Here is a 21778-nt window from a genome sequence, read left to right as displayed (position 1 = left end):
AGAAATTCAAAAGAGATTTCGGCGGATTTTTTGAATAATGAAGTTTTGAGAGAAGCCGTAGAATGTGTTGCGGAGAGTGCTTTAACGCCTGAGGAATTGGAGGCGTATGATAAGGTTGAAGATGCAATTAGGGCGAAAAAGGCATTGTTGAGAGGGGCGGAAGAGAAAGGAAAATTAGAAGAAAAAATAGAAAATGCCCGAAAAATGAAAGCCCTCGGACTACCAACCGAACAAATTTCTTACATCACAGGTCTCACAGAAACCGAAATCACCGCCCTCTAAACCACCACCAAAAAGGCAAGCCACAAAACCTTGCCTTTCTCTTTCCCTCAACCCTCGACTACTGCAACCCCCCGTTCGCATTGAAAACACGAGGAGCAATCGCTTCTCTGTCATTGGTCTGCGAAACAAACTGACCAAGCGCAAGCGCAGAGTTAAACATTGGAATATGGGGAGCAAAATTGCCTGCAAGCACCACCACCGAGCTGGCGGTCCACCGACTTATTACCGTTGCCATATCGTTATCATTCCACCGAAGATTAAGCGCTTGAACGTTGCCGTTAAAAGTATCGCCGATGTTAATTCTTGTGTTGTTAGATACGCCATTCAGAGTAAGCGTGCCGATTTGGGCGTTATTGTTCAATGTGGGAACAAGGTCAACGGCGACGAAGGTAGCGGCGCCTATATATACGTCGGCATAAGGAGCGGTATTGTCTCCGATTGCACCCCGTCTGTTGCCCGTAATGCTTCCGCCGTTCATATTAAATTGTCCGTTAATCACGGATACACCTGCGCCGACATCGCTGACGGCAGTTGCAAGCGTATTAGTGTTTCCTGTAATTGATGAGCCGCCGCTCATAGTGAAAACTGCGCCTGCGTTGGTTACATAAACTGCCGCGCTTGTAGCAGTTGTTGAAGTAATATTTGTAATTTCGGAAGTTCCCGACATATTAAACGCTGTTGTTCCTGCCATTAATACGGCTCCCGACGGCACGCCGCTAACATTGTGTCCTTGTATTCGGGAATTTCCCTGCATATTGAAAGTGCCGGCTGTCATATTTACGACTGCCCCTCCGCCCCCTGCTGTTCGTCCTTGAACGGTTATATTATCTCCGAGCGTAAAAGATGTAGTGGCGCCGCTTATTGTAAACATGCTAGGGGCGGTTGTGGTAATATTATGCGTTATTGTCCGCATTGTGCTTCCGCCTGTAAGGGTGATATCGGCGCCTGCAGTGTTTAATGTTATTTCTGCGGCGACCGTCAGGTTTTCATTAAGCGTTATCGTGTAAGTTCCTGCCGTTGTAATTGCGTTAAGCGCAAGGTCGAGGTTGTCAAAGCCGCGGATTGGGTCGCCTGTGGCAAAGCCGCTGACGGAGACGGGAGAAGGAGGAGGCAACAACACAAGTTGTCCGTTGTCGTGGGTTATGTTCCAATCCGAATTATCCGCGAAGAAATTATCCACGTGCCCGGCGTTTGCTCCGCTCTCCACAAAAACGCCGTCGGAATTTGCGCCGTAAAGGTGAATTTCCATATTTGACGTAGGCGGAGTTGTGGGTGAAAGCGAAATTGTCCTGTTGTTGTTCAAATTAAGGTTGGCGGGAGTTGTGCCGTTCAAAAGAGTGTTGTCGCGAATTACCGCATTGCCGCCGAAAATTGCATTGCCGGCATCTTGGATTAACACGCCGCCTTGACTGCAACGGTTGTTTGTTATGCTTCCGCCCGTCATTTCAAATGTTCCCGCGTTGATATTTACCGCGCCGCGTTCATTTGCCGTATTGCCGTATATTTCACCGCCGCGCATTATAAAGCGATTGTCGGTTCCAAGCATTCTGATTGCGCTTCCCCAATTGTTAGAGAAATTATTCCGTAAAACTGCGCCGTCTCTCATTTCAAAAGTAGCATTATTGACTGCGCCCTCCATTCTCATCAAATAACGAGTTCCGACAACGCCGCTTCCGAACGCACCCGTGCTTCCGCCGTCGATAATAATATTTTCCACAATAAGATGCGCGTTGCTTTGCATTTCAAAGATAGTAGTGCCGTCTGTAAATCCGCGGCTGAGCGTATGCGGTTGCGTTGGGTTTGCGCTTTTTATGGTAAGCGTGCGCCCCGAATTTCCGGGAATGTTTATCTGAGCCGCCATAACAATATCGCGCTCCACCACAATTTCAACATCCTGCGAAGCCGAAGCAAACGCCGCCACCTCCGCTTGGAACGCGGCAAAGTGAGTTATCAGCCGCCCGTCGGCGGCGAGGGTGTGGGTTTCGTCGATGGGATAAGGAGCAATTGGGGTCGGCATAATAAAATTCCCAAGCGTAAACTTTGCAATAGTTTCGGAAGTAAGATTGCCTACAAGCACTTGTCTGTTTGTCCACCTATCTCTTACTGCCGCCAAAGTAGGCGTGTTTCCCCCCCGAAGATTAAGCGATTCCACATTTCCCGTAAAGTTGGCGCCGACGGTTATTGTTGTGCTTATTGTTGTATCTTGCGCATTAAGTGTAAGCGCGCCTATGCGAGCGTTGCCGTCCAATGTCTGGACACTATTAGCGCCGGCGGCGCTATGAGCGCCAAAATGCACGTCGGCGGGAAATTCTCCGTTTGGTCCTCGGGTGTTGCCCGTAATAATTCCGCCGGTCATAGTAAATTCGCCGCTAAGCACGGTTAAGCCCGCGCCTGATTGGCGACCGTCGGCATCGGGAAGCTCAGAAGCAATACTACGGTTTTCTGTAATTAAGCCGCCCTTCATAGTGAATTTTGCGGTTGCTCCGTCTAAATGGACGGCACCGGACGCATATCTAGCATTAGTATGCCCTCTGATGATTGAGCCCGTTTCCATAACGAATTCACCGTTTTCAATACTTATAACTCGTCCACTGCCGACGACTGCGCTTCGTCCTCGGATAGTTATATTATTTCCGAGGGTAAGGGAAGTGGTAGCGTTGTTGATGGTGAACATATTGACTTCGCCATTTGCAATAGCGTGCCTGATTTCGCGCATTGTGCCGTCGCCCGTAAGGGTGATATTGGCACCCGCAACATTGAACGTTCTTGTCGCGGTAATCGGTTGGTCTTCAAAAAGCGTTATTATGTAAGTTCCCGCCGCGGTTATTTCGGCAAGCGCAAGTTCGAGGGTTGGAAATTCGCGGGTTGCCTCGCCTGTGGTGAAGCCGCTGACGGTCGCCGTCGGAATCAACACCAAAACTCCCTGATCGTTGATGAAGTGCGTTTCGTCGATGGGTTGAGTATTATTCGTGGAAACGAAATTTCCCAGACCGAATTTCCCTGCCGAAATCGCCGCCGAAGCGAAAGTTCCCGAAATAACTTGTTGCGACTGCCACGAATTGACAACATCGTTCATAATAGCGACATTCCTGCGCAAGTTAAGCGAGGCAACGCTTCCGTCAAAAGCCGCGTTTACCGCCGCGCTTCCTCTGTGCGCTTCATGGATATTTAACGTAAGATTTCCGATTTGCGCAGTTCCCGATATATTCACAGTCCCCGTAGCAAGCGCGTCCAAAGGCGAATTTCCCGTAATGCTTCCGCCGTTAATATTCATCGTGGAATTTTCGGTTATATCTATCGCTCCCGCCGCGTGAGTAGTGGTGTGTCCCGTTATAATTGCGTTATCGCGCACCGTAAGCGTTCCGTTTTGCACCAAAATTAAACTTCCCGAATTGCTCGAATGTCCGTTAATCGTTATATCGCCGCCGATAGTAAGATTTCCGCCTGCGTTTACGGTAAACATTCTTTGAGTTGCGTTGTTAAGCGTAATTTGCGCCGCGCCCTCAATAGTGATATTTTGCCCCGCGCCGATAGTACGATTAGCAAGATTCTGCGGAGCGCGAACAGTTATCGTGTGATTTCCCGCTTCTGTGTTGATTTCGTTCAGCGCGGCTTGAAGCGTAGCAAATCCTCTATCCGCCGCGCCTTGAGTTGCCACCATAACATCCGCCAAAGCAGGATTTAGGCGTAAAACTCCGTCGGTGCCGAGGGAAGCGGTCGGGGAAATCGGACGGGTTTCAGTCCCCGCAACAAAGTTTCCGAGCGGAATTTTATTTGCGGTGATTGCGGAAGCCGCGCCTGTTCCCTTAATTATTTGTCTATTATTCCACGAATTTATCACAGTTCCCATACCCTGAAACGCCATTGTTAGATTAAACGTAGAAATCATTCCTGTCCAATCTGATTGTATTACAAAATTATTAGGATTAGGAGAAACCATAGCATTCGTTGAAAAGTCCGCTAATCGAAGGTCGCCGATTTGGGCATTCCCGCTCAGAGTAAAGCTGACCATATCACTAACAGACACGTCTGAAGGAGTCATATTGCTAAAGGTATTATTGAAAATTCTGCCGCCGTTCATATTAAAAGTACCTCTGGTGATATATACACCAATACCCGAAAAATTCGCATTGTTGCCAACATTGTCTCTGATTTCACCGCCGTTCATAGTGAATATTGGCGCCCCCGACGATGTTTCTGTTATTACTGCGGGAGAAATATGCCCTGTTATTATTGAGCCGCTTTCCATTGTAAAAGTTCCAATAACATTAACAAGACCCGCTTGGACGATTGGATTTTGTGTTCCTCTGAGAGTTATATTATTTTCGAGAGTAAGCCCTGCATTTGCCGATATTCTAAACATATTATGCTCTTCCGTATTTCCGTTAAACTGAATTTCACGCATTCCCCCCGCGCCTATAAGCGTAATATTTATATCGGCAGCAATACTTATGTATGCCGCACCTGTCTGTGGAGTAATTCCTACACCTCCCACCGTTTGGTCTGCGTTTAGCGTTATTGTGTAAGTCCCCGCGCCTGCCAATCTTATCGCCTCAAACGCCGCGGTGAGATTATCGAAATCGGTTTGTGTTGTGCCGTTTACTATCACGGGAGCGGGAAGTCGCTCCAAACGTCCTTGGTCGTTGAGGAAGTGGGTTTCGTTTATCGCCTGCGGACTATCGCCCGCTAAATTAGAACGGAAATTTCCAAGTGGGAATTTTGCGATATTTGCGGGAGTTCTGTTGCCTCTGAGCACTTCGGCGTTTGTCCAGAAATCTATTGTCGTTTCCATATTGCCATTACCGTGAAGATGGAGTATATCCACTCCGCCCGTCGCCGCAAAATTATTGCCTATGTTTATGCTTGCCATTGTTGTAGCATTATGCGCATTTAACATAAACGTACCTATGCGAGCGTTATTGTTTAACACTACGGAAATGAACGCGGTTGAAAACACGTCGGCAAAAGTATTATCCCCGACAGCTCCTCGTCTGTTGTCTGTAATGCTTCCGCCTTGCATATTAAAAGTGCCGTTAATTACGCTTACGCCCGCGGAGGCGTCGGAATTGGCAAACGTAGTACTGTTTCCTGTAATTTCGCCGCCGTTCATATTGAAGAAAGTTTGCGCCTGCGCTCCGTTTACTTGCACTGTACTATGAGCGTTATTAAGGTTATGCCCTGTAATTTTTGAACCGTTCTCCATATTAAAAGTCCCACCCGAAACAAGAACAACGCTTCCCATTCCCTCCGCGGCTCGTCCTTGGATGGTGATGTTATTTCCGAGGGTGAGGGATGCGGTGGCGTTGTTGATGGTTAGCATAGCAGGAGTGGGGTCTGTAAGAGCGTGTGAAATTGTGCGCTCGGTACCGTCGCCGATAATGGTGATATTAACGTCGGGGGTGTTAATTGTTCTTCCGTTCCCCCCAATCGTTTGATTTTCGCGCAAAGTTATCGTGTGATTTCCTGCTTCGGTTTGTATTACGTTCAGTGCAAGTTGAAGGTTAGGAAATCCTCTGTCGGGGCTTACGCCTTGAGTTGCTACTACAACGGGAGCCGAAACAAGATTTAAGCGTAAAACGCCGTCGGTGTCAAGATAGGCGGTTGGGTAAATTGGTTGAGTGTTGCCACCCATTTGCGCAATAAAGTTTCCAAGTGTTATTCTGTTTGAGGCGATTGCCGCCGCCGCGCCACTTCCCCTAATTATTGTTCGATTCTGATATATATTTATAACATCTTGTATATTGCTCGGACTTCTTGTCAGATTAAGCGTAGAAATATTTCCTGACCAACCGCTCTGTATTACAAAATTATTAGGGCTAGGCGACCCCCCAACAGTCGATACAAGATCCGCTAACTGAAGATTGCCGATTTGGGCATTTCCGCTCAAAGTAAAGATACTTGCATCTGACACCCTCGCATCTGCATGGGTCGCCATATCATTAAGAACATTATCGGTAATTCTACCGCCGTTCATATTAAAAGCCCCACTATGTACTTCTATGCCACCCGCCCAGCCCACACTATTAGTGCTGGCAATATTTCCTCTAATCTCGCCGCCGTTCATAGTGAATGTGCCTCCGTCAACTAGAACTGCCACTGCCCTGTTTCCGCTTATTTCTCCGCCGTTCATAGTGAATATGCCGTTATCTATCCGCACAGCGGAAGTGAAGTGGTTGATAATTCTTGAGCCCTCCTCCATAACGACGGAGTTAGCATCGATGCCAATGCCGTTGTCGGACACGTCGCTCAAAAATATCATAGCTCTAAATGTACCTGCTGCCCCTGTCTCAAGCCCTCGAAGCGTAAGATTTCTTCCTAAAGTAAGAGAGGTATTTTCTCCGACGACAGCAAACATCGAATGTAGCGTGATATTAGTGGTAGATGTGAAAGAATTACCGTTGTATTGTATAGTGCGCCCCTCACCCAGAATTGTAATATTGACATTGGGAATATCAAGTCCTATGCCTCCGAGTTCTTGGTCGGCATTTAGTGTTATTGTGTAAGTTCCTTGTCCTGATGTTCTTATCTCGGTGAACGCCTCGGCGAGCGTGGTAAAGTTTATTTGAGTTAAACCTATGCCTAATACCTCCACAGGATAAACCGCGGCTACCTGTATTTCTCGCTCTATCGGCAAATAATTACTACTTGCGGGAGTGAACACCGCCTCAAACAACCCGCTTGCATTCACAATTTCCGCGGGAGTTTTCCACGCCCACGTTCCGGGAATATTGGTTGCGCCGCCGACTCCGTTAACAATGCCGGTAATTATTGAATTAGAAAGCGGATGCCCCAACGCGGCGGAAGTTGCTGTCGGCGGGGTTGCCACAGTGGGAAGCGCAGGGCTTACGACAACGGTTAAATCGTGGTCGGTTCCGTTGTATCTTGCGGTGTGCTGGCGAGCTCCTACATCTCCGACGGAGAGTGTGGGAGCAACCCAAGTCCAACCGTTCGGCAAAGTAATGCTCGACAACAAATCGCCGAAAGTAGCAAGTAAGTTCTGCGGTATATCGACAAACCACGTCGCCCAATCAATCGCGGACTGGTTGCGCAGGCGCGGCATTTTTCCGTCTTCCCAAATCCAAATACCCGTGGTCGGAGTAAAATCAAAATCCGTCCAAACATTCTGCTGTTTAAAGTCCGACGACAAAGTCCCCAAGCCGTCAATGTTGCCGAGGTCGTTAATTACGGTTTTTTCCGCGCCGTCTCTCGCTACGGACATTCCGCTCCACGCGCGATTGTTAACCAGAGTTCCGCCTTGGTGCAGTCCTACTACGCGCCCTAACGCTGTTTCGTGGTGAACGCCGCCGTCATTTTTCACGCTTTGACCAATCGCAATACAGTTTAGGATATTGCTCGATTGCCAACTATACCCCGCAATACCGCCAACGCGCGATTGTCCGCTTGTGGTTAAAGCGATTGAAACGGTAGAAAAGCTGTTTCTCAAATGGTATTCGTTCATGCCGACTATCCCGCCCGCGCTCAACTGTTGAAGACCGGTTATGTTTCCGCTTACAAAAACGTTTTCAATCGTGCCTATATTCACCCCGACTATCCCGCCGACATTCACCATATTGGTGGTAATTGCAGGAATGGTAATTGCAATGTCTATCAAAGCGAGGTTTCTTACAGTCGCCTGCGCGGTCATATTTGCGAACATCCCCACACTCTGCTGTAATGGCTGCAAAGAACTTATAGACATATTCGTAATACTATGCCCGTTTCCGTCAAAAACGCCTCTGAACGGCGCGTCCTGCGAACCAATAATTGTCCAGTTATTAGGATTGGAACCGTCAAGAACAACATTTTCCGTTAATCTGTAATGTTGCGCTAAACCGTGCCCGGTAGCGGCGGCAAACGCGTTAAACACGCCGATAGTCGCCTGATTAACCAAAATCGGCTCGGCGGCGGTTCCCGTAATTTGCAGGGTGGGAGCGTCTGTTATGGTATAATTCGTGTTTGTCGGCGTAAAAGTCAGAGGCGCGGCAAAGTTTGCGGCGGCTGTGTAAGTAAGGCGGTTTGTCGCGGAGTTAAACGAAAATCCTGCGGCGGGGGGCAAATTCAGCGTAATTCCGGCAGGCGCGGTGCTTACGTCGGCGCCCGTTAGCGTTGCGTTTGTGATTTCGACTTGTATTTGCTGAGGATTTATGGTAAAATTCTGCGTTTTTGTTCCGATAAACGGCGGCAAGCCGGTGATTGTAATTTCGGCGGCGCCTGCATTGACGTTGTTTGTTATAATATAGCTGAAATGCGTTCCCGCAAGCAACGTTTCACTGTCCAAACCCACTGTAAAGTCGGGAATGTGCGGGTTTCCGTTAAATGTAAAGGACGCGCCGATAACGGTAATTGTTGCGTTATACACGCTCGGCATAGAAACCAATCGTCCCAAATCCGTCGATGAGAAAAGGTGAGTTTGGGTTATCGGTTGAGTGTTTGCGCCGTTTACAAAATTTCTCAGCGTAAATCTTGCCACGTCGTTTTCGGTAAGAACGTGCGGCGGTGCGGGTGTAATTATTTGCTTGTCTTCCCACGAAATTATGGTTGCTTCTATGTTTACGCCGCCTGCCAAATCCAAAGCGGGTACGTTTCCTGTAAAGCCGGATTCCACCGAAATCATACTGTGTGTGTGTGTTGCGGTTAATCGGACTGTCTCAATAACGGCGTTTTGCGCCAAAGTTAAGTTGCCGCCGCTTACGTTTATTTCCGAAACGGTAATATTATTGCCGACCTTAAGCGCGCCGTCGCTCAAAAGGAACGTCCCCGAAATTTGCCGCGGTTCGCCGTCGCCGACCAATGTAATATCGGCGGCAGTGTTAAGGGCTCTCGAGACGGCAAAAGTTTGATTTGCGGAAATGGTGATTTCGACAGGCTCAATCACCGGAGTTGCGCTAAGCCAATCAAGCGCAAGGTTAAGAGTAGCAAATCCGGTGATTGAGCTTGTCGAAATCACCCGCAAGTGCGCGGTATAACTCAAATTCACCGAAATATCCCAAACCGTTATTTCGCTATAATTTTGACTTGTCGGTATAAATCTCGCCGCAAAGCTTCCGTTTTCATTTATAATATGCGTATCGTCGAGCCACGCCCACGTTCCGCTGATTTCGGCGCCGCCAACGCCGTCCACTCGCCCGCCCGAAAGCGTGGACGTCGCAAGCGTTTGCCCTGCGCTTACGCTTGTCGCGGTCGGCGGAGTAATAACCGTCGGAGTTGCGGGAGTAATGACAAAATTCTGCGTTTTTTCGCCCGAATAGTTATTTTTGCCTGTAAGTATTACGCTCGCCGTCCCCGCGTTTACATTATCCGAAAAAGCCAAATCAAAATAGTTTTCGGTAAATTCAAGCGGCAATATCTCATCGTCGTTCACGAGTATTTGCGGCGTTATCGCGCTTCCCGTATATTCTTGGTCGGGAATGTCTTCCACAAATACATTCGCAATATCGCGCGGAACAATCGAAAGCGCGCCCGTGGTCTGCACTACAATATCTTCCAAAATCGCGGTGAAAATTATATGCAGATTGTTATGCAAACCGCGCGACAATCTGTTGTTGTGCCAAACGTTCATTACCACGCCTCTGAAGTGAAGCTCGTTGTGCAACAGAGTGCTTTCCGAATAGTCGGAATATACGGCTCTTATACGAAGCTCGGACAAATCGAGTTGCTCGCCGTGAGCGTAGTTAAAATTACTCGGCTCCTGCGTGATTTCCAAAGATACGATTATTGCCTCGTAAGTCGGCGCAAATTTATGCGAAATCACAATTTCGGCGCCGCTGTTTTCGTCGATATTTACGGCGGTTTCGTTTATTGTCGCGGCATTAAATTCACTGCAGAACGCAAAATTTTCGTTTGCGGCAAGCGTTATTACCGCCGAATATTCCGTCCCGCCCAAAAATCTTGGATGGTCGGGATACCAAACAACGCTTTTTACGGTAAATTCACCGTCTTTTATCTCTATATTGTTTGGATTTGCAGGAACTTGTCCTTTAGTCGGATTAGCCTTTTTGAGCGCCGCCGAACTAATAATCGCAGGATTTACGTTTACGCTTAAAATATGCGAAATCACGTTAAAGTTATTCGTATTTTCGTGCGTAAACGTCGCCTCAAACGAATTTTGCCCAACGTTTCCGACCTCTACATCGGGAGTTTCCCAGGGAATTTCCCAAGCCCAACCGCTCGGCAAGACAACGCTCGACAACAAATCGCCGAAAGTCGCGGTTAATCCCGTCGGCAAAGCAGGTTGCGGGTCGGCTTTTTCTATGACAAAACTCGCGGTTTGCACGCCGATATATCCGCCGTCCTCAATCGCGTTAATTGTAATTTCAGCATTTCCTGCGTTTATGTTATCCGTGAAAATAGCGGTAAAATGCGTTCCCGCAACAAGTTGGTTTTCGGCAATCATAACGGTAAATTCGGGAATTTGCGGCGCGCCGTTAAATGTATGACTGCTTAAAACGTCGATTACGGCAAATCTCAGGTCGGCAAGCTCCATTGACCGCCAACGAGCGAAAACCGTAAGGTCGGAATTTATAATTTGCTCGTTCTCAAGTCTTTGAGCGCCCTCGTCTTCGCCGTCAAACCATCCCAAGAAAAGGTAATCTTCTCTTTCGGCAGGCAAAAGTCTTACGCTTTTTCCGCAATCCGCCTCAAGAGGAGCAATTGCCGTTCCGCCTCTTACGTTAAAAGTTATCGTGTATTTAATTATTTCAAAACGCGCAAAAAGCGTGGTATCGCCCAAAATGCGCAAAGGCGGAGTTTTCTCTTCGCCCTCTATGTCAAACCACCCCAAAAATATGTGGCAATCCTTGTCGCTCGTCGGAAATTCTTCAATATCTTCGCCCACGCATTTAAAGTCAGGCGGAGAGGACGTTCCGTCGCTTTCGTACATTATTTGCGCGCGAAATGTCCAATAAGCGAAAAGCGTGTCGTCGTGGGCGGGGAGAAACAAATCCCCCTCTTTGCCCATAATTTCGCCGTATTCCGGACTGCAATACCAGCCGTCAAAGCAGTATCTTTCCCTCGCGGCGACAGGAAGTACAAAGGAAGAATCCCAAGAAACAACTTGGCTGTCCACGTCGCTTCTGCCGCCCTGCGCGTTAAACCAGACGACGTATTCCGTCCTCGGACGAAGGTAAGTGTAGTTCGGCTCAAAGAGGTCGCTACAGGCAGTCAGCAAAAACAAAGACAAAACAAAGAAAGCCCCGAACAACATTTCACCGTTCGGAAAGAGGGTTTTACGAAGTTTTTGAGGCGTGTATTTCCTCGGCACTATCCCTCCGATTGTTTAGATTTTCACGCGCTACCTCACAGTTCAATATATAATATATAACCAAGATTTGTCAAGTACAATTCCCGAATTCGCAAAAATCCCCGCGACGTATGGCATACACCCTGCAACAATACACGCCGGCGGCGTGTAAGGACGGGTTTGATGTAGGGGCGGGTTTCAAACCCGCCCTTACGTACGTCGTACGAAAATTTCGCGTTTTTTAGATTTTGCAGGATAACAAATAGTATTTTCCCTATAAATGTTATAATAAAAAGGAGTATCTATGCCTTTCAAAAAATTACCGTATGGCAAATCAAATTTTGCAGATTTAATAGAAGGCGGATTTGCATACGTCGATAAAACGCGTTTTGTTGAACTTTTGGAAAACGAGAACAATTCGTACCAATTCTTCATTCGCCCTCGCAGATTCGGCAAAAGTTTGTTTTTGTCGGTGTTGGAAAATTATTATTGTATAAAGCAAAAAAACAAATTTGAAGCCCTCTTCGGTAATCTTTATATCGGCAAACACCCAACGTCGGAACAAGGAAAATACGCCGTTATTCGTTTTGATTTTTCCGGATTAAACACCGACAGCCACGAAGAATTTAAGGATTCGTTTTCAATCAAGGTGCAAGAAGCTGTCAGAGATTTTCTTTACACATATAAAAACACTTTCCAAAATTACGAAGAATTGTTAAGCTCATTAGGAAAAAATAATCCCGGTATCGGAGCAATGGTTTTAGCTTACACAGCGGCAAAATCCGTCGATATTCCCATATTTGTAATAATAGACGAATACGACCATTTCGCAAACAATCTTATAGCAATGGGAAAGTCCTATATAGACGAAGTAAAAGCCGGCGGCATAGTTCGCAGTTTTTACGAATCGCTGAAAGCGGGCACTTCTTCCGTCGTAAAAAGAATATTCATAACAGGTATAAGCCCGATGATGATAAACGACCTAACAAGCGGCTTTAATATGTCCACCGACTACAGTTTATATTCCAAATACAACGAAATGTTCGGCTTTACCAAAGAAGAAGTTGAGCGAATGATGTCCGAGACAGGCGTTGATAAAAATCTGATAAAAGTTGATATGGAAGCGTATTACAACGGCTATCTGTTCAACGAAGACGGAGAAAACAAGGTTTACAACTCTCAAATGATTTTGTTTATTTTTAATCAAATTTCAATCACAAACAAACAGCCAAAGCAAGTGGTTGATACCAATTTGCAAACTGATTACGAACGCTTGCGCCGACTTGCGGAAAACGAAAACAATCGAAAAAAAATACTGCAAATCGCTTTAGACGGAGGAACGCACGGCAATATAATCGAAAAATTTTCCTTGGACAAACTCGAAAGCGAAGAGTATTTTGTTTCCCTGTTTTTTTACTTGGGAATGCTGACTATCGGCGAGGCAGTAAGAGGCAGACCTTGGTTAAAAATCCCGAATTATTCAATAAAAACGCTTTATTGGGAATATATTGTTTCATATTCGCAAAGTTTCAATGAAAAACCGGTAAGCAATAATTTATTAGAAGAGGCGACGGGAAAAATGGCGTTTGACGGCGATTTCAAGTCCTACTTGGATTTTTTCGCGGAAAATTATCTGAAACGGCTTTCAAACAGAGACCTTATCGACTTTGACGAAAAGTATATTAAAGTTATGATGCTTGCGACTTTGTTTAACAGCAGATTATATCTTCCCGTTTCCGAAAACGAAACCCAAAACGGCTATTCCGACGTTTACCTGCAAAAACACCACGCCATTAAGGATATTAAATTTGAATACGTTTTTGAGTTGAAATACATTAAAACCAAAGCGACAAAAAGCGAAAAAGAAGCAAAATTCGCCGAGGCGACGGCTCAAATAGAGAAATACAAAAAAGACCCTCGTTTTATCGGCAGAGACGACATAAAATTTGTCGCCATAGTATTCGAGGGAAAAGGCGATTTCGAGGCAAGGTAGTAAAAATATGTAACAAATAGTATTTTCACTATCTCAAATACAGAAAATAATATGGCAATAAAATAAAAAGAGGGAACGCTTTGAAAAAGAAACATTTGACTATCATTTTAATTTTCGCAGTTGTCGCATTGTCGGCAATTATCGCGGCAAGACTTATTACATCTTCGGACAATGCAACAACAGGCGGAGGCGGAGGGCGCGACAGAGTAATCGCGGTCGAAGCGCAAAATCCTGTTTTTCGTCCGATGACCGAAACCCGCGAATTTACGGGGGCGGTTAAAGCCTCGCACAATTTTGTAGTGTCGGCAAGGGTCGGCGGACGGCTTTTGAGCATAAACAAACGCATAGGCGACAGAGTGCGCGCAAACGAAATCGTCGCAAGATTAGACGACATAGAATTCCAGAATTCCTTAGAAGAAGCGCGCGCGCAAGTCAATGAAATAGACGCTCAGCTGGCTCACTCGGAAGCCGAACTTCACAGAGCGCAGGATTTGCTCGACAAGGGAATTGTGTCCAGAGCGGAATTCGGTGCGATAAACGCGCAAGTCGAAGCCCAGAGGTCGCGGCGCGAACTTTTAAGAGCGACAATGAGACAGCGTGAAACAAATCTTCAACACACAATAATTCGCTCCGCAAAAGACGGTTTTGTGGCGCAACGGCATATCGACGGCGGCACATTGCTTACAGCGGGCGCGCCAATCATAACAGTTGTGGACATTGACACGGTTTTTGTAGAACTCGCCGTAACCGAGCGCGATTACAGAAGCATAACAATAGGAAAAAAAGCGACCGTATCAAGCACCGCAGTCCCGAACGAAACCTTTGAGGGCAGCGTTTACAGAGTAGCCCCGTTTTTTCAGGCGGCTTCCCGAACAGCGGCAGTCGAAGTCGCCCTCAAAAACGACAGACATCTGCTTATGCCGGGAATGTCGGCGCGGATAAACATAGTTCTCGAAAGCGACCCGAACGCGCAAACAATACCGTCGTCGGCGCTCGTAAATAACGGCGCGGCAATTTTTGTGGTCGATGGCGACAGAGCAAAATTTGTGCCGGTAGAAACAGGAATTTACGACGGGCGATTTGTACAAATAGTTTCTCCCGCAAATATAGACGGAAAAGTGATAACCCTCGGTCAGCACCTATTGCGAGACGGCGCGCGGGTTAATATAACAAACGCAGACGTTCCGGAAAACAGAGGCGAAAGAAGCGGCAACAGAGAACGAGGAAGCAGAGGAAATTAAAAAATGAAAGAAAGAGAACACTCATTTATATCGCTTCCTGTTAAACGACCGATTTTAATCACGGTTATATACCTTATAATAATGCTTATCGGCTCGTTTTCTTTGTCGCGTTTGCCCATAGACCTTATGCCGGAAATCACAATGCCGACAATAAGCGTAATTACGACTTTTTCAAACGCGGGACCGCAAGAAGTCGAAGAACTTGTTACACGACCGATAGAGGCGGCTCTTGCGGGAATTCAGGGTATAGAAGAGGTCAATTCCACCTCTCAGGAAGGGCGAAGTCAGGTGCGAGTCACTTTCCCTTGGGGCGTAAATTTAGACAACGCCGTTAACGATATGCGCGACCGAATAGACCGCATTTTAGGCGCGCTTCCCGAAGAAGTTGACAGACCGATGATACGCAAATTCGACGTCGCCGCAATGCCGATAATGATACTCGGCATTACCGTGCAGGACAAAGATATTCACGAAATTCAGCAGATTCTCGAAGACCAAGTGCAGTATCGTCTGGAACGGGTGGACGGAGTTGCGACGGTGGACATTCGCGGCGGACAAAGAAAGCAAATTCACGTTGATTTACGCACGACAAATATGGACGCGTTCGGCATTTCTCCCGATATGGTTGTGGCGGCGCTTCGTCGCGAAAACAGAAACGTTCCCGCGGGCGCAATTACTTCGGGCAATCGCGAAATTACGGTGCGCACGCTTGCAGAATTCAAAGGCGTAAACGACGTAAACAATACCGTGATAACCGTGCGAAACGGAGTTCCCATAAGAATTTCGGATATTGCCGACGTGCGCGACGGATTTCAGGATGTGCGCTCGCTCACCAGAATTAACGGCGAGCCGGGCATTCGGCTTTCCATAAGCAAGCAGGAGGGCACAAATACGGTCGCGGTCGCCGACGGAGTTCAGCGCGAAATCCGCCGAATAAACGAAGATTTCGAGGACTTGCAAATAATAACGATGGTCGATAACGCGCAATACGTGCGAAATTCCATAAATTCGGTGGCAATCGCCTTAATTTTGGGCGGCGCAATAGCAATTTTAGTAATACTTTTGTTCCTGCGAAACATTACCACAACCCTCATAATCGGCGTGGCAATTCCTATTTCGGTGGTCGCTACTTTCTCGCTTGTTTATTTCAGCGGATTTACCCTTAATATGATGACTTTCGGCGGTTTGGCTCTCGGAATTGGTATGCTTTTGGACAACGCCATAGTCGTTTTGGACAACATATTTCATAAACGCGAAAAAGGCGCGAACGCAATCGACGGAGCGATACAAGGCGCAAGCGAAGTTTCTTCGGCGGTTATAGCGGCAACCCTAACGACCCTCGTGGTATTTATCCCCGTAATATTTATGCGCGGAATGACGGGAATACTCTTCCAATCGCTTGCGTTTGTCGTCGGATTCTCTATTCTCTGCTCTCTTTTTGTGGCGCTTACCCTTGTTCCTATGCTTACTTCAAAATTCCTGAAAGACGAAAGCGTTCAACGCACGAAAAAAGTGAAAAACCCGATTTTAAGCAAAGTTTTTAACGCAAGCGAGAATTTTTATGTGAAAATGGAGCGCGAATATCGAAAAATAATACATTGGGCGCTCAGAAATCGAATGACCGTAGTGGTCGGCGTTGCGGTGCTGTTTTTGCTTTCTCTGCTCGCGCTTCCGCTTGTGGGTATGGACTTAATGCCCGTAGCCGACGAAAGCGACGTGCGCGTAAATATCGAAATGGAGACAGGCACAAAATTAGAGGTAATGGACGCAACCGTTCGTCAAATCGAAGCAATAGTAAGCGAAGAAGTTCCCGAAGTAAACTTTACTCTGACAGTCGTAAGCGGAACGCTCGGCGGCGGACAACAGGGCTTAAACCGCTCGGCAATGCGAACGGGACTTGTTCCGCCAAACGAACGTCAACGTTCTTCCGCGCAAGTCGCCGACGACCTCCGCCCTCTTTTGACAAACATTCCGGGCGCAACCGTGCGAGTTCGCGAAGGGCAAGGCTTATGGATAATGCGCGTTGGTGCGACAACCGAGGCTATAGCGGTAGAAATTCGAGGTTTTAATCTGGAACAAAGTCAAGCGCTCGCCCAACAAGTACGCTCGGCAGTCCAAGACATTGCGGGAATAACGGACGTCCAAATAAGCCGCGAAGAAGGAATGCCCGAGTTTCGCGTTATAATCGACAGAAGCAAAGCCGCGGAAATGGGACTTTCGGCAATCCAAATCGGACAGACAATTCAGACGGCTTTAGGCGGAACAACGGCAACGCAAGTTCGAGTGGACGGTAAAGAATTTCAGGTAATAGTTCGTCTTGCAGAGGGCGACAGACAAACCTTGACCGACGTAAATAACATTTCCATAATAAACAGCGCGGGCAATCCCGTATTATTGCAAAGCGTGGCGCAAATAGAGGCTGGAGTTGGTCCCACGCGCATAGAACGCCGCGACCGAGAACGAATTGTAAGCGTTAATATAAGTTATTCGGGGCGCGATATGCGAAGCGTTGTAAACGACGTAAGAGCGGCAATTTCCGAAATAACCGTCCCGCAGGAATTTGTAATGTTAATCCGCGGCGACTGGGAAGAACAGCAAAAAGCCCAGCGCGAGTTATTTTTCGGCATAGCGCTTGCAATCGCCCTTATTTTCCTTGTTATGGCAGGACAATTCGAGTCGTTCAAAGACCCGTTTGTTGTCCTTTTTTCAATTCCGATGGCTTTAACGGGCGTTGTAGCAATAATGCTTTTGACAAACACCCCTTTCACGCTTCAGGCGTTTATCGGCTGTATAATACTAATAGGAGTGGTAATAAATAACGCAATCGTCCTAATCGACCTCATAAATCGAATGCACCACGAAAAAGGAATGGAACTTTTTGAAGCGATAGAAAAAGCGGGCGAACGCCGTCTGCGCCCAATCCTAATGACCGCCCTTTCGACCATACTCGGACTTATGCCGATGGCGATAGGAATAGGCGAAGGCAGTGAAGCGCAAGTCCCGATGGCTCGCGTTATAGTCGGCGGACTTACGGTTTCAACAGTAATAACGCTCGTGCTTATCCCCGTGGTTTACTCTCTCGTAGAGCAAAAATTAGTCCGAAAAAAAGCCCCCGCATTCGCGACATTGGAGGTAAAACAATGAAAATACTCGCAATAATATTACTGATTTTTTGCACCGCGTTCGCTCAAATAGACGACACTGCAAACAACACTGTAAACGATCGGAATTTAGGGCAATCACAGGGGATTGCCCCTACGGCAGATCCCCGTAGGGACGACCATCGCGGTCGCTCTGATGCCATAATACTATCTTTAGAAGAAGCGCTGAATATGGCTGTAAACGGCAATCCCCTCCTCGCCATAGAACGAATAAGAACCGACATCGCAAGAACAATTATCCGAGAACGCCAATACGCATTCGAGCCGACAATCACTGCAACATATTCCGCGCAAGAGCCGTTTTTCGACCACAACCGAGCAAGCATAGCGTTAAGCCAAACCGCCCCCACGGGAACAAACATAGAACTTTCGACAAGAGGCGCAACTTGGGCTGCTCCGCGCGATTCCAACGCGACCGCAAGAATCACCATAACGCAATCGCTTTTGCAGGGATTGGGAACTCGCGTAAATCTCGCCCCTGTCAGACGAGCGCGCATTGACCTCGAAATCAGCCAAGAAGAATTGTCCGCTTATGCTCAGCGGCTTTTTGCGGAGGTCGAACGCTCATATTGGGCGTTAATGCTGAGCAATAAAGAATTGCAAATTTTCGAATATTCCTTAGAACTTGCCAACCGCTTACTTTTTGAAGCCGAGCAACGCCTTAACGCAGGAACTGTCGCTCCAATAGACCTTATCACAATCAGAGCCGAAGTCGCCTCGCGCGAAAAACAGCTATTCGACGCGCAAATCGCCCGCGAACAACGTTCTCTTAATCTTGCATTTCTGATAAACGCCCCGCAATTTTTCGATAAAGAAATTATTCTCAGCGACAGCACTTTAACTTTAGGCGAAGCGGATAATCTCGAAGACCACATACTCGCGGCGCAAGAATTCAGGCAGGACTTGCGACAAGCAAATCTTTTGGCAGAGCGCGGAGAGTTGGACTTAATCCAAACAAAAAACGGACTTCTCCCCCGCTTGGATTTTTTCATTGCGCTTGAGGGAACGTCGCCCAACGAAACGTTTGCAATATTTCCAAACGATTCCGACCCAAGATTCAGCGCAGGCTTGCAACTTCAATTCCCGATAACAAGCGGCGCGGCTCGGCAAAGACACAGAGCGGCGCAATACACGTCTCAACAACGACAATTAGCAATATCCAACTTCTCGCGCCTTATAGATTTTGAAATACGCTCCGCACACCTCGAAGTATCGCGAGCGCACAGACAAATAGAAACCGCGCAACTTGTATCCACCCTGCAAAAACAAAAATTAGAAGCCGAGCAAGAAAAATTAAGAGTAGGTCGCTCCACAGGCTACGCCGTCCTCCAAGTCCAACGCGACGTAGTATCGGCAAACCTCGACGAAGCGCGAGCAAGAATTGCGTATATAGAGGCGTTGTTGTCGCTGTACTCGAGAGACGCGACGTTGCTGGCAAGGCGCGGGGTTTCAGGGCATAGATGAATTTTACCAAAACTTTACAAAACTTGCAAACAAAACTTGACATTTAATACGTAATTTCTTGCAAAACTAAGGATGGAGGAATGGAAAATCTTTATGAAAGCGAAACCTAAGAAGCTTGTAATTTTTCTTCGCAGTTGTGTTTATCTCAGCGCGACAATGACCATTTGCACTATACTTTTCATATCGGCGTATATACTTATTATGGGACTTGTCAATATCACTCCGAGCCTGTTTGCACTCGAATACACAAGCGATAATGTATCACTTTTTCCTGCTATGATAAATACGGTGGTGGTAGTAATTATCGCTCTTTCGCTTTCTGTTCCGATAGGAATATTTTCGGCGGTTTATCTTACGGAATACGCATCGCGCTCAAATCAGTTTGTGAAATTTATACGAATTGCCGCCGAAACGCTTGCAGGAATACCGTCTATAGTTTACGGACTTTTCGGAATGATGTTTTTTGTTATATATTTGCAGATGGGATATTCGGTGCTTGCGGGCGGACTAACCCTTGCAATAATGACCCTGCCGCTTGTTATGCGAACTGCCGAAGAAGCGCTTATCGCAGTTCCCGATTTGTATCGCGAGGGAAGTTTCGGGCTTGGCGCAGGACGACTGCGAACAACGTTCAAAGTAATACTTCCGAGCGCTTCCAACGGAATTTTTGCGGGAGTGATTTTATCGCTCGGACGGATTTTGGGAGAGACAGCGGCGCTCATATTTACGGCGGGAACGGCAACCGAAATCGTCAGGGTTTTCACAAACAACGCAGGAGAAATTTCGGTATCATCGGGACGAACGCTTGCAGTGCATTTGTATTCGATTTCGACGGAAGGAATGAATGTAAACGAGGCGTTTGCCACAGCGGCGGTGCTTTTCATAATAGTGATTTTGCTGAATTCGTTTTCGTATTACATTGCAGGAAAAATCGAACGAAAAACACGGTAATAAAATGTAGAGACGTAATGCTTACGTCTCCCAAAAAAATAAAAATAAAAGGAGTGTCTGTGAACAAAATTGTCAGCGAGAACGTGAATTTGTTTTATGGGGAATTCCAAGCGCTTAAAAACGTGAATTTCGCTATGAAACAGAACGAAATAACGGCGCTTATAGGACCGTCTGGTTGCGGAAAATCGACGTTTCTGAGAATTCTCAACAGAATGAACGATTTGATTGAGGGTTGCCGAATAACAGGAAAAATCACCTTTGACGGACAAGACATTTACGACAATTCGGTCGATGTAAATCTGCTCAGAAAACGCGTCGGAATGGTGTTTCAGAAGCCAAACCCTTTTCCTATGAGCATTTATGACAATATCGCTTTTGGACCCCGTACTCACGGCATAAAAAACAAGGCGAAACTCGATATGATTGTCGAAAAATCGCTTATAGACGCCGCAATCTGGGAAGAAACAAAAGACCGTCTCAAAAAGCCCGCACTCGCACTTTCGGGCGGACAGCAACAGCGTTTGTGCATAGCCAGAGCGCTTGCGGTAGAGCCTGAAGTTCTTCTTATGGACGAGCCGACGAGCGCGCTTGACCCGATTTCCACGTCAAAAATTGAAGACTTGGCGGAAACGCTTAAAGAAAAATACACTATCGTAATTGTAACCCACAATATGCAACAGGCGGCACGAATTTCGGACGAAACGGTATTTTTCCTTTTGGGCGAAGTTATCGAACACGGAAGAACGGAAAAATTATTCACAAAACCGACAAATAAAAAAACCGAGGACTATATAACAGGGAGATTTGGATGAGAGAATCATACAAAAGACAATTGGAAAAACTTCGTTGCGATATGACAGAAATGGGCGCACTTTGCGAATATGCAATTAACAGCACAATTAACGGACTTGTGACCAACAATTCGGAAATGCGGAAAAAAACGTTTGCCATCGAAGAACAAATTGACAATATGGAGCGCGAAATAAGCCGACTTTGCATTATACTTCTTATAAGAGAGCAACCTGTCGCAGGCGATTTGCGTTTTATTACGACCACACAAAAACTTATAGGCGATATGGAGCGCATCGGAGCAAACGCCGCCAGCATCTCGTATTTGTTTGAAAACGCCAGCGACGAACAACGGCATTTTGTCGGCAAATATATGGAAGAAATGGCGAAATCCGTAGCAAAAATCATTTCAAACGCCGTGGATTGCCTAATCAAAAACGATGTGGAAGAAGCAAAAAACGTGATAATGTTCGATATCGTTATAAACAACCATTTTAAGGACATAAAGCAAGGGCTTATAAAACGAATTGACGAAGACGGCAAAAACGGCGAACTGTGTTTGGATATTTTTCAGGCGGCAAAATACCTCGAAAGAATAGGCGACCACGCAAAAAACATCGCAAAAGTTGTTGCATATTCCATCCAAGAAGCGTAATCG

The 21778-nt window shown here is 46.8% G+C and carries 9 protein-coding genes; 8 read left to right on the top strand and 1 reads right to left on the bottom strand.

The genetic code is table 11. From position 1 onward, the window contains the following. Window positions 1-282, top strand: a 282-nt coding sequence (locus FWE23_06490) for a hypothetical protein (protein MCL2845082.1), incomplete at its 5' end; no start/stop codon positions are given. Window positions 283-340: 58 nt separating this feature from the next. On the opposite strand, the gene FWE23_06485 is transcribed toward FWE23_06490, so the two are convergent. Next, entirely contained in the window at window positions 341-11542 is an 11202-nt protein-coding gene (locus FWE23_06485; protein ID MCL2845081.1) for an InlB B-repeat-containing protein, read from the bottom strand. A 283-nt stretch (window positions 11543-11825) separates the two neighbouring features. Between FWE23_06485 and FWE23_06480 the strand changes: the two genes are divergently transcribed. The 7 genes from FWE23_06480 to phoU all read left to right on the top strand — a co-directional run bounded on the left by FWE23_06480 (window position 11826) and on the right by phoU (window position 21775). Beyond that, window positions 11826-13514: an ATP-binding protein gene (locus tag FWE23_06480; GenBank protein ID MCL2845080.1), complete on the top strand. Its 1689-nt coding sequence runs from the start codon at window positions 11826-11828 to the stop codon at window positions 13512-13514. An 80-nt stretch (window positions 13515-13594) separates the two neighbouring features. Then, entirely contained in the window at window positions 13595-14755 is a 1161-nt protein-coding gene (locus tag FWE23_06475) for an efflux RND transporter periplasmic adaptor subunit (protein ID MCL2845079.1), read from the top strand. Between the two features lie 3 nt (window positions 14756-14758). Then, on the top strand, window positions 14759-17899 hold the full coding sequence (locus tag FWE23_06470) for an efflux RND transporter permease subunit (protein ID MCL2845078.1): 3141 nt from the start codon (window positions 14759-14761) through the stop codon (window positions 17897-17899). Further along, window positions 17896-19380, top strand: a complete 1485-nt coding sequence (locus FWE23_06465; protein MCL2845077.1) for a TolC family protein — start codon at window positions 17896-17898, stop codon at window positions 19378-19380. Before FWE23_06470 ends, FWE23_06465 begins: the two co-directional genes overlap by 4 nt. Window positions 19381-19473: 93 nt before the next feature. Then, window positions 19474-20331, top strand: a complete 858-nt coding sequence (gene pstA / locus FWE23_06460) for a phosphate ABC transporter permease PstA (protein MCL2845076.1) — start codon at window positions 19474-19476, stop codon at window positions 20329-20331. A 17-nt stretch (window positions 20332-20348) separates the two neighbouring features. Further along, entirely contained in the window at window positions 20349-21143 is a 795-nt protein-coding gene (pstB, locus tag FWE23_06455; GenBank protein ID MCL2845075.1) for a phosphate ABC transporter ATP-binding protein PstB, read from the top strand. After that, a complete protein-coding gene (phoU, locus tag FWE23_06450; GenBank protein MCL2845074.1) occupies window positions 21140-21775 on the top strand; it encodes a phosphate signaling complex protein PhoU in 636 nt (211 codons plus the stop codon). Before pstB ends, phoU begins: the two co-directional genes overlap by 4 nt. The last annotated feature ends 3 nt before the right edge of the window (window positions 21776-21778 follow it).

The organism is Chitinivibrionia bacterium, from assembly GCA_009779925.1.
Classification (GTDB): domain Bacteria; phylum Fibrobacterota; class Chitinivibrionia; order Chitinivibrionales; family Chitinivibrionaceae; genus WRFX01.
The sequence above is the reverse complement of the archived record's forward strand: the minus strand, read 5'-3'. Positions and strand labels throughout refer to the sequence as shown.

Bases quoted from the DNA above. Each gene is read 5' to 3' on its own strand.
- phoU (MCL2845074.1), top strand. From the start codon at position 21,140: ATGAGAGAATCATACAAAAGACAATTGGAAAAACTTCGTTGCGATATG.
- pstA (MCL2845076.1), top strand. From the start codon at position 19,474: ATGAAAGCGAAACCTAAGAAGCTTGTAATTTTTCTTCGCAGTTGTGTT.
- FWE23_06480 (MCL2845080.1), top strand. From the start codon at position 11,826: ATGCCTTTCAAAAAATTACCGTATGGCAAATCAAATTTTGCAGATTTA.
- FWE23_06465 (MCL2845077.1), top strand. From the start codon at position 17,896: ATGAAAATACTCGCAATAATATTACTGATTTTTTGCACCGCGTTCGCT.
- pstB (MCL2845075.1), top strand. From the start codon at position 20,349: ATGCTTACGTCTCCCAAAAAAATAAAAATAAAAGGAGTGTCTGTGAAC.
- FWE23_06470 (MCL2845078.1), top strand. From the start codon at position 14,759: ATGAAAGAAAGAGAACACTCATTTATATCGCTTCCTGTTAAACGACCG.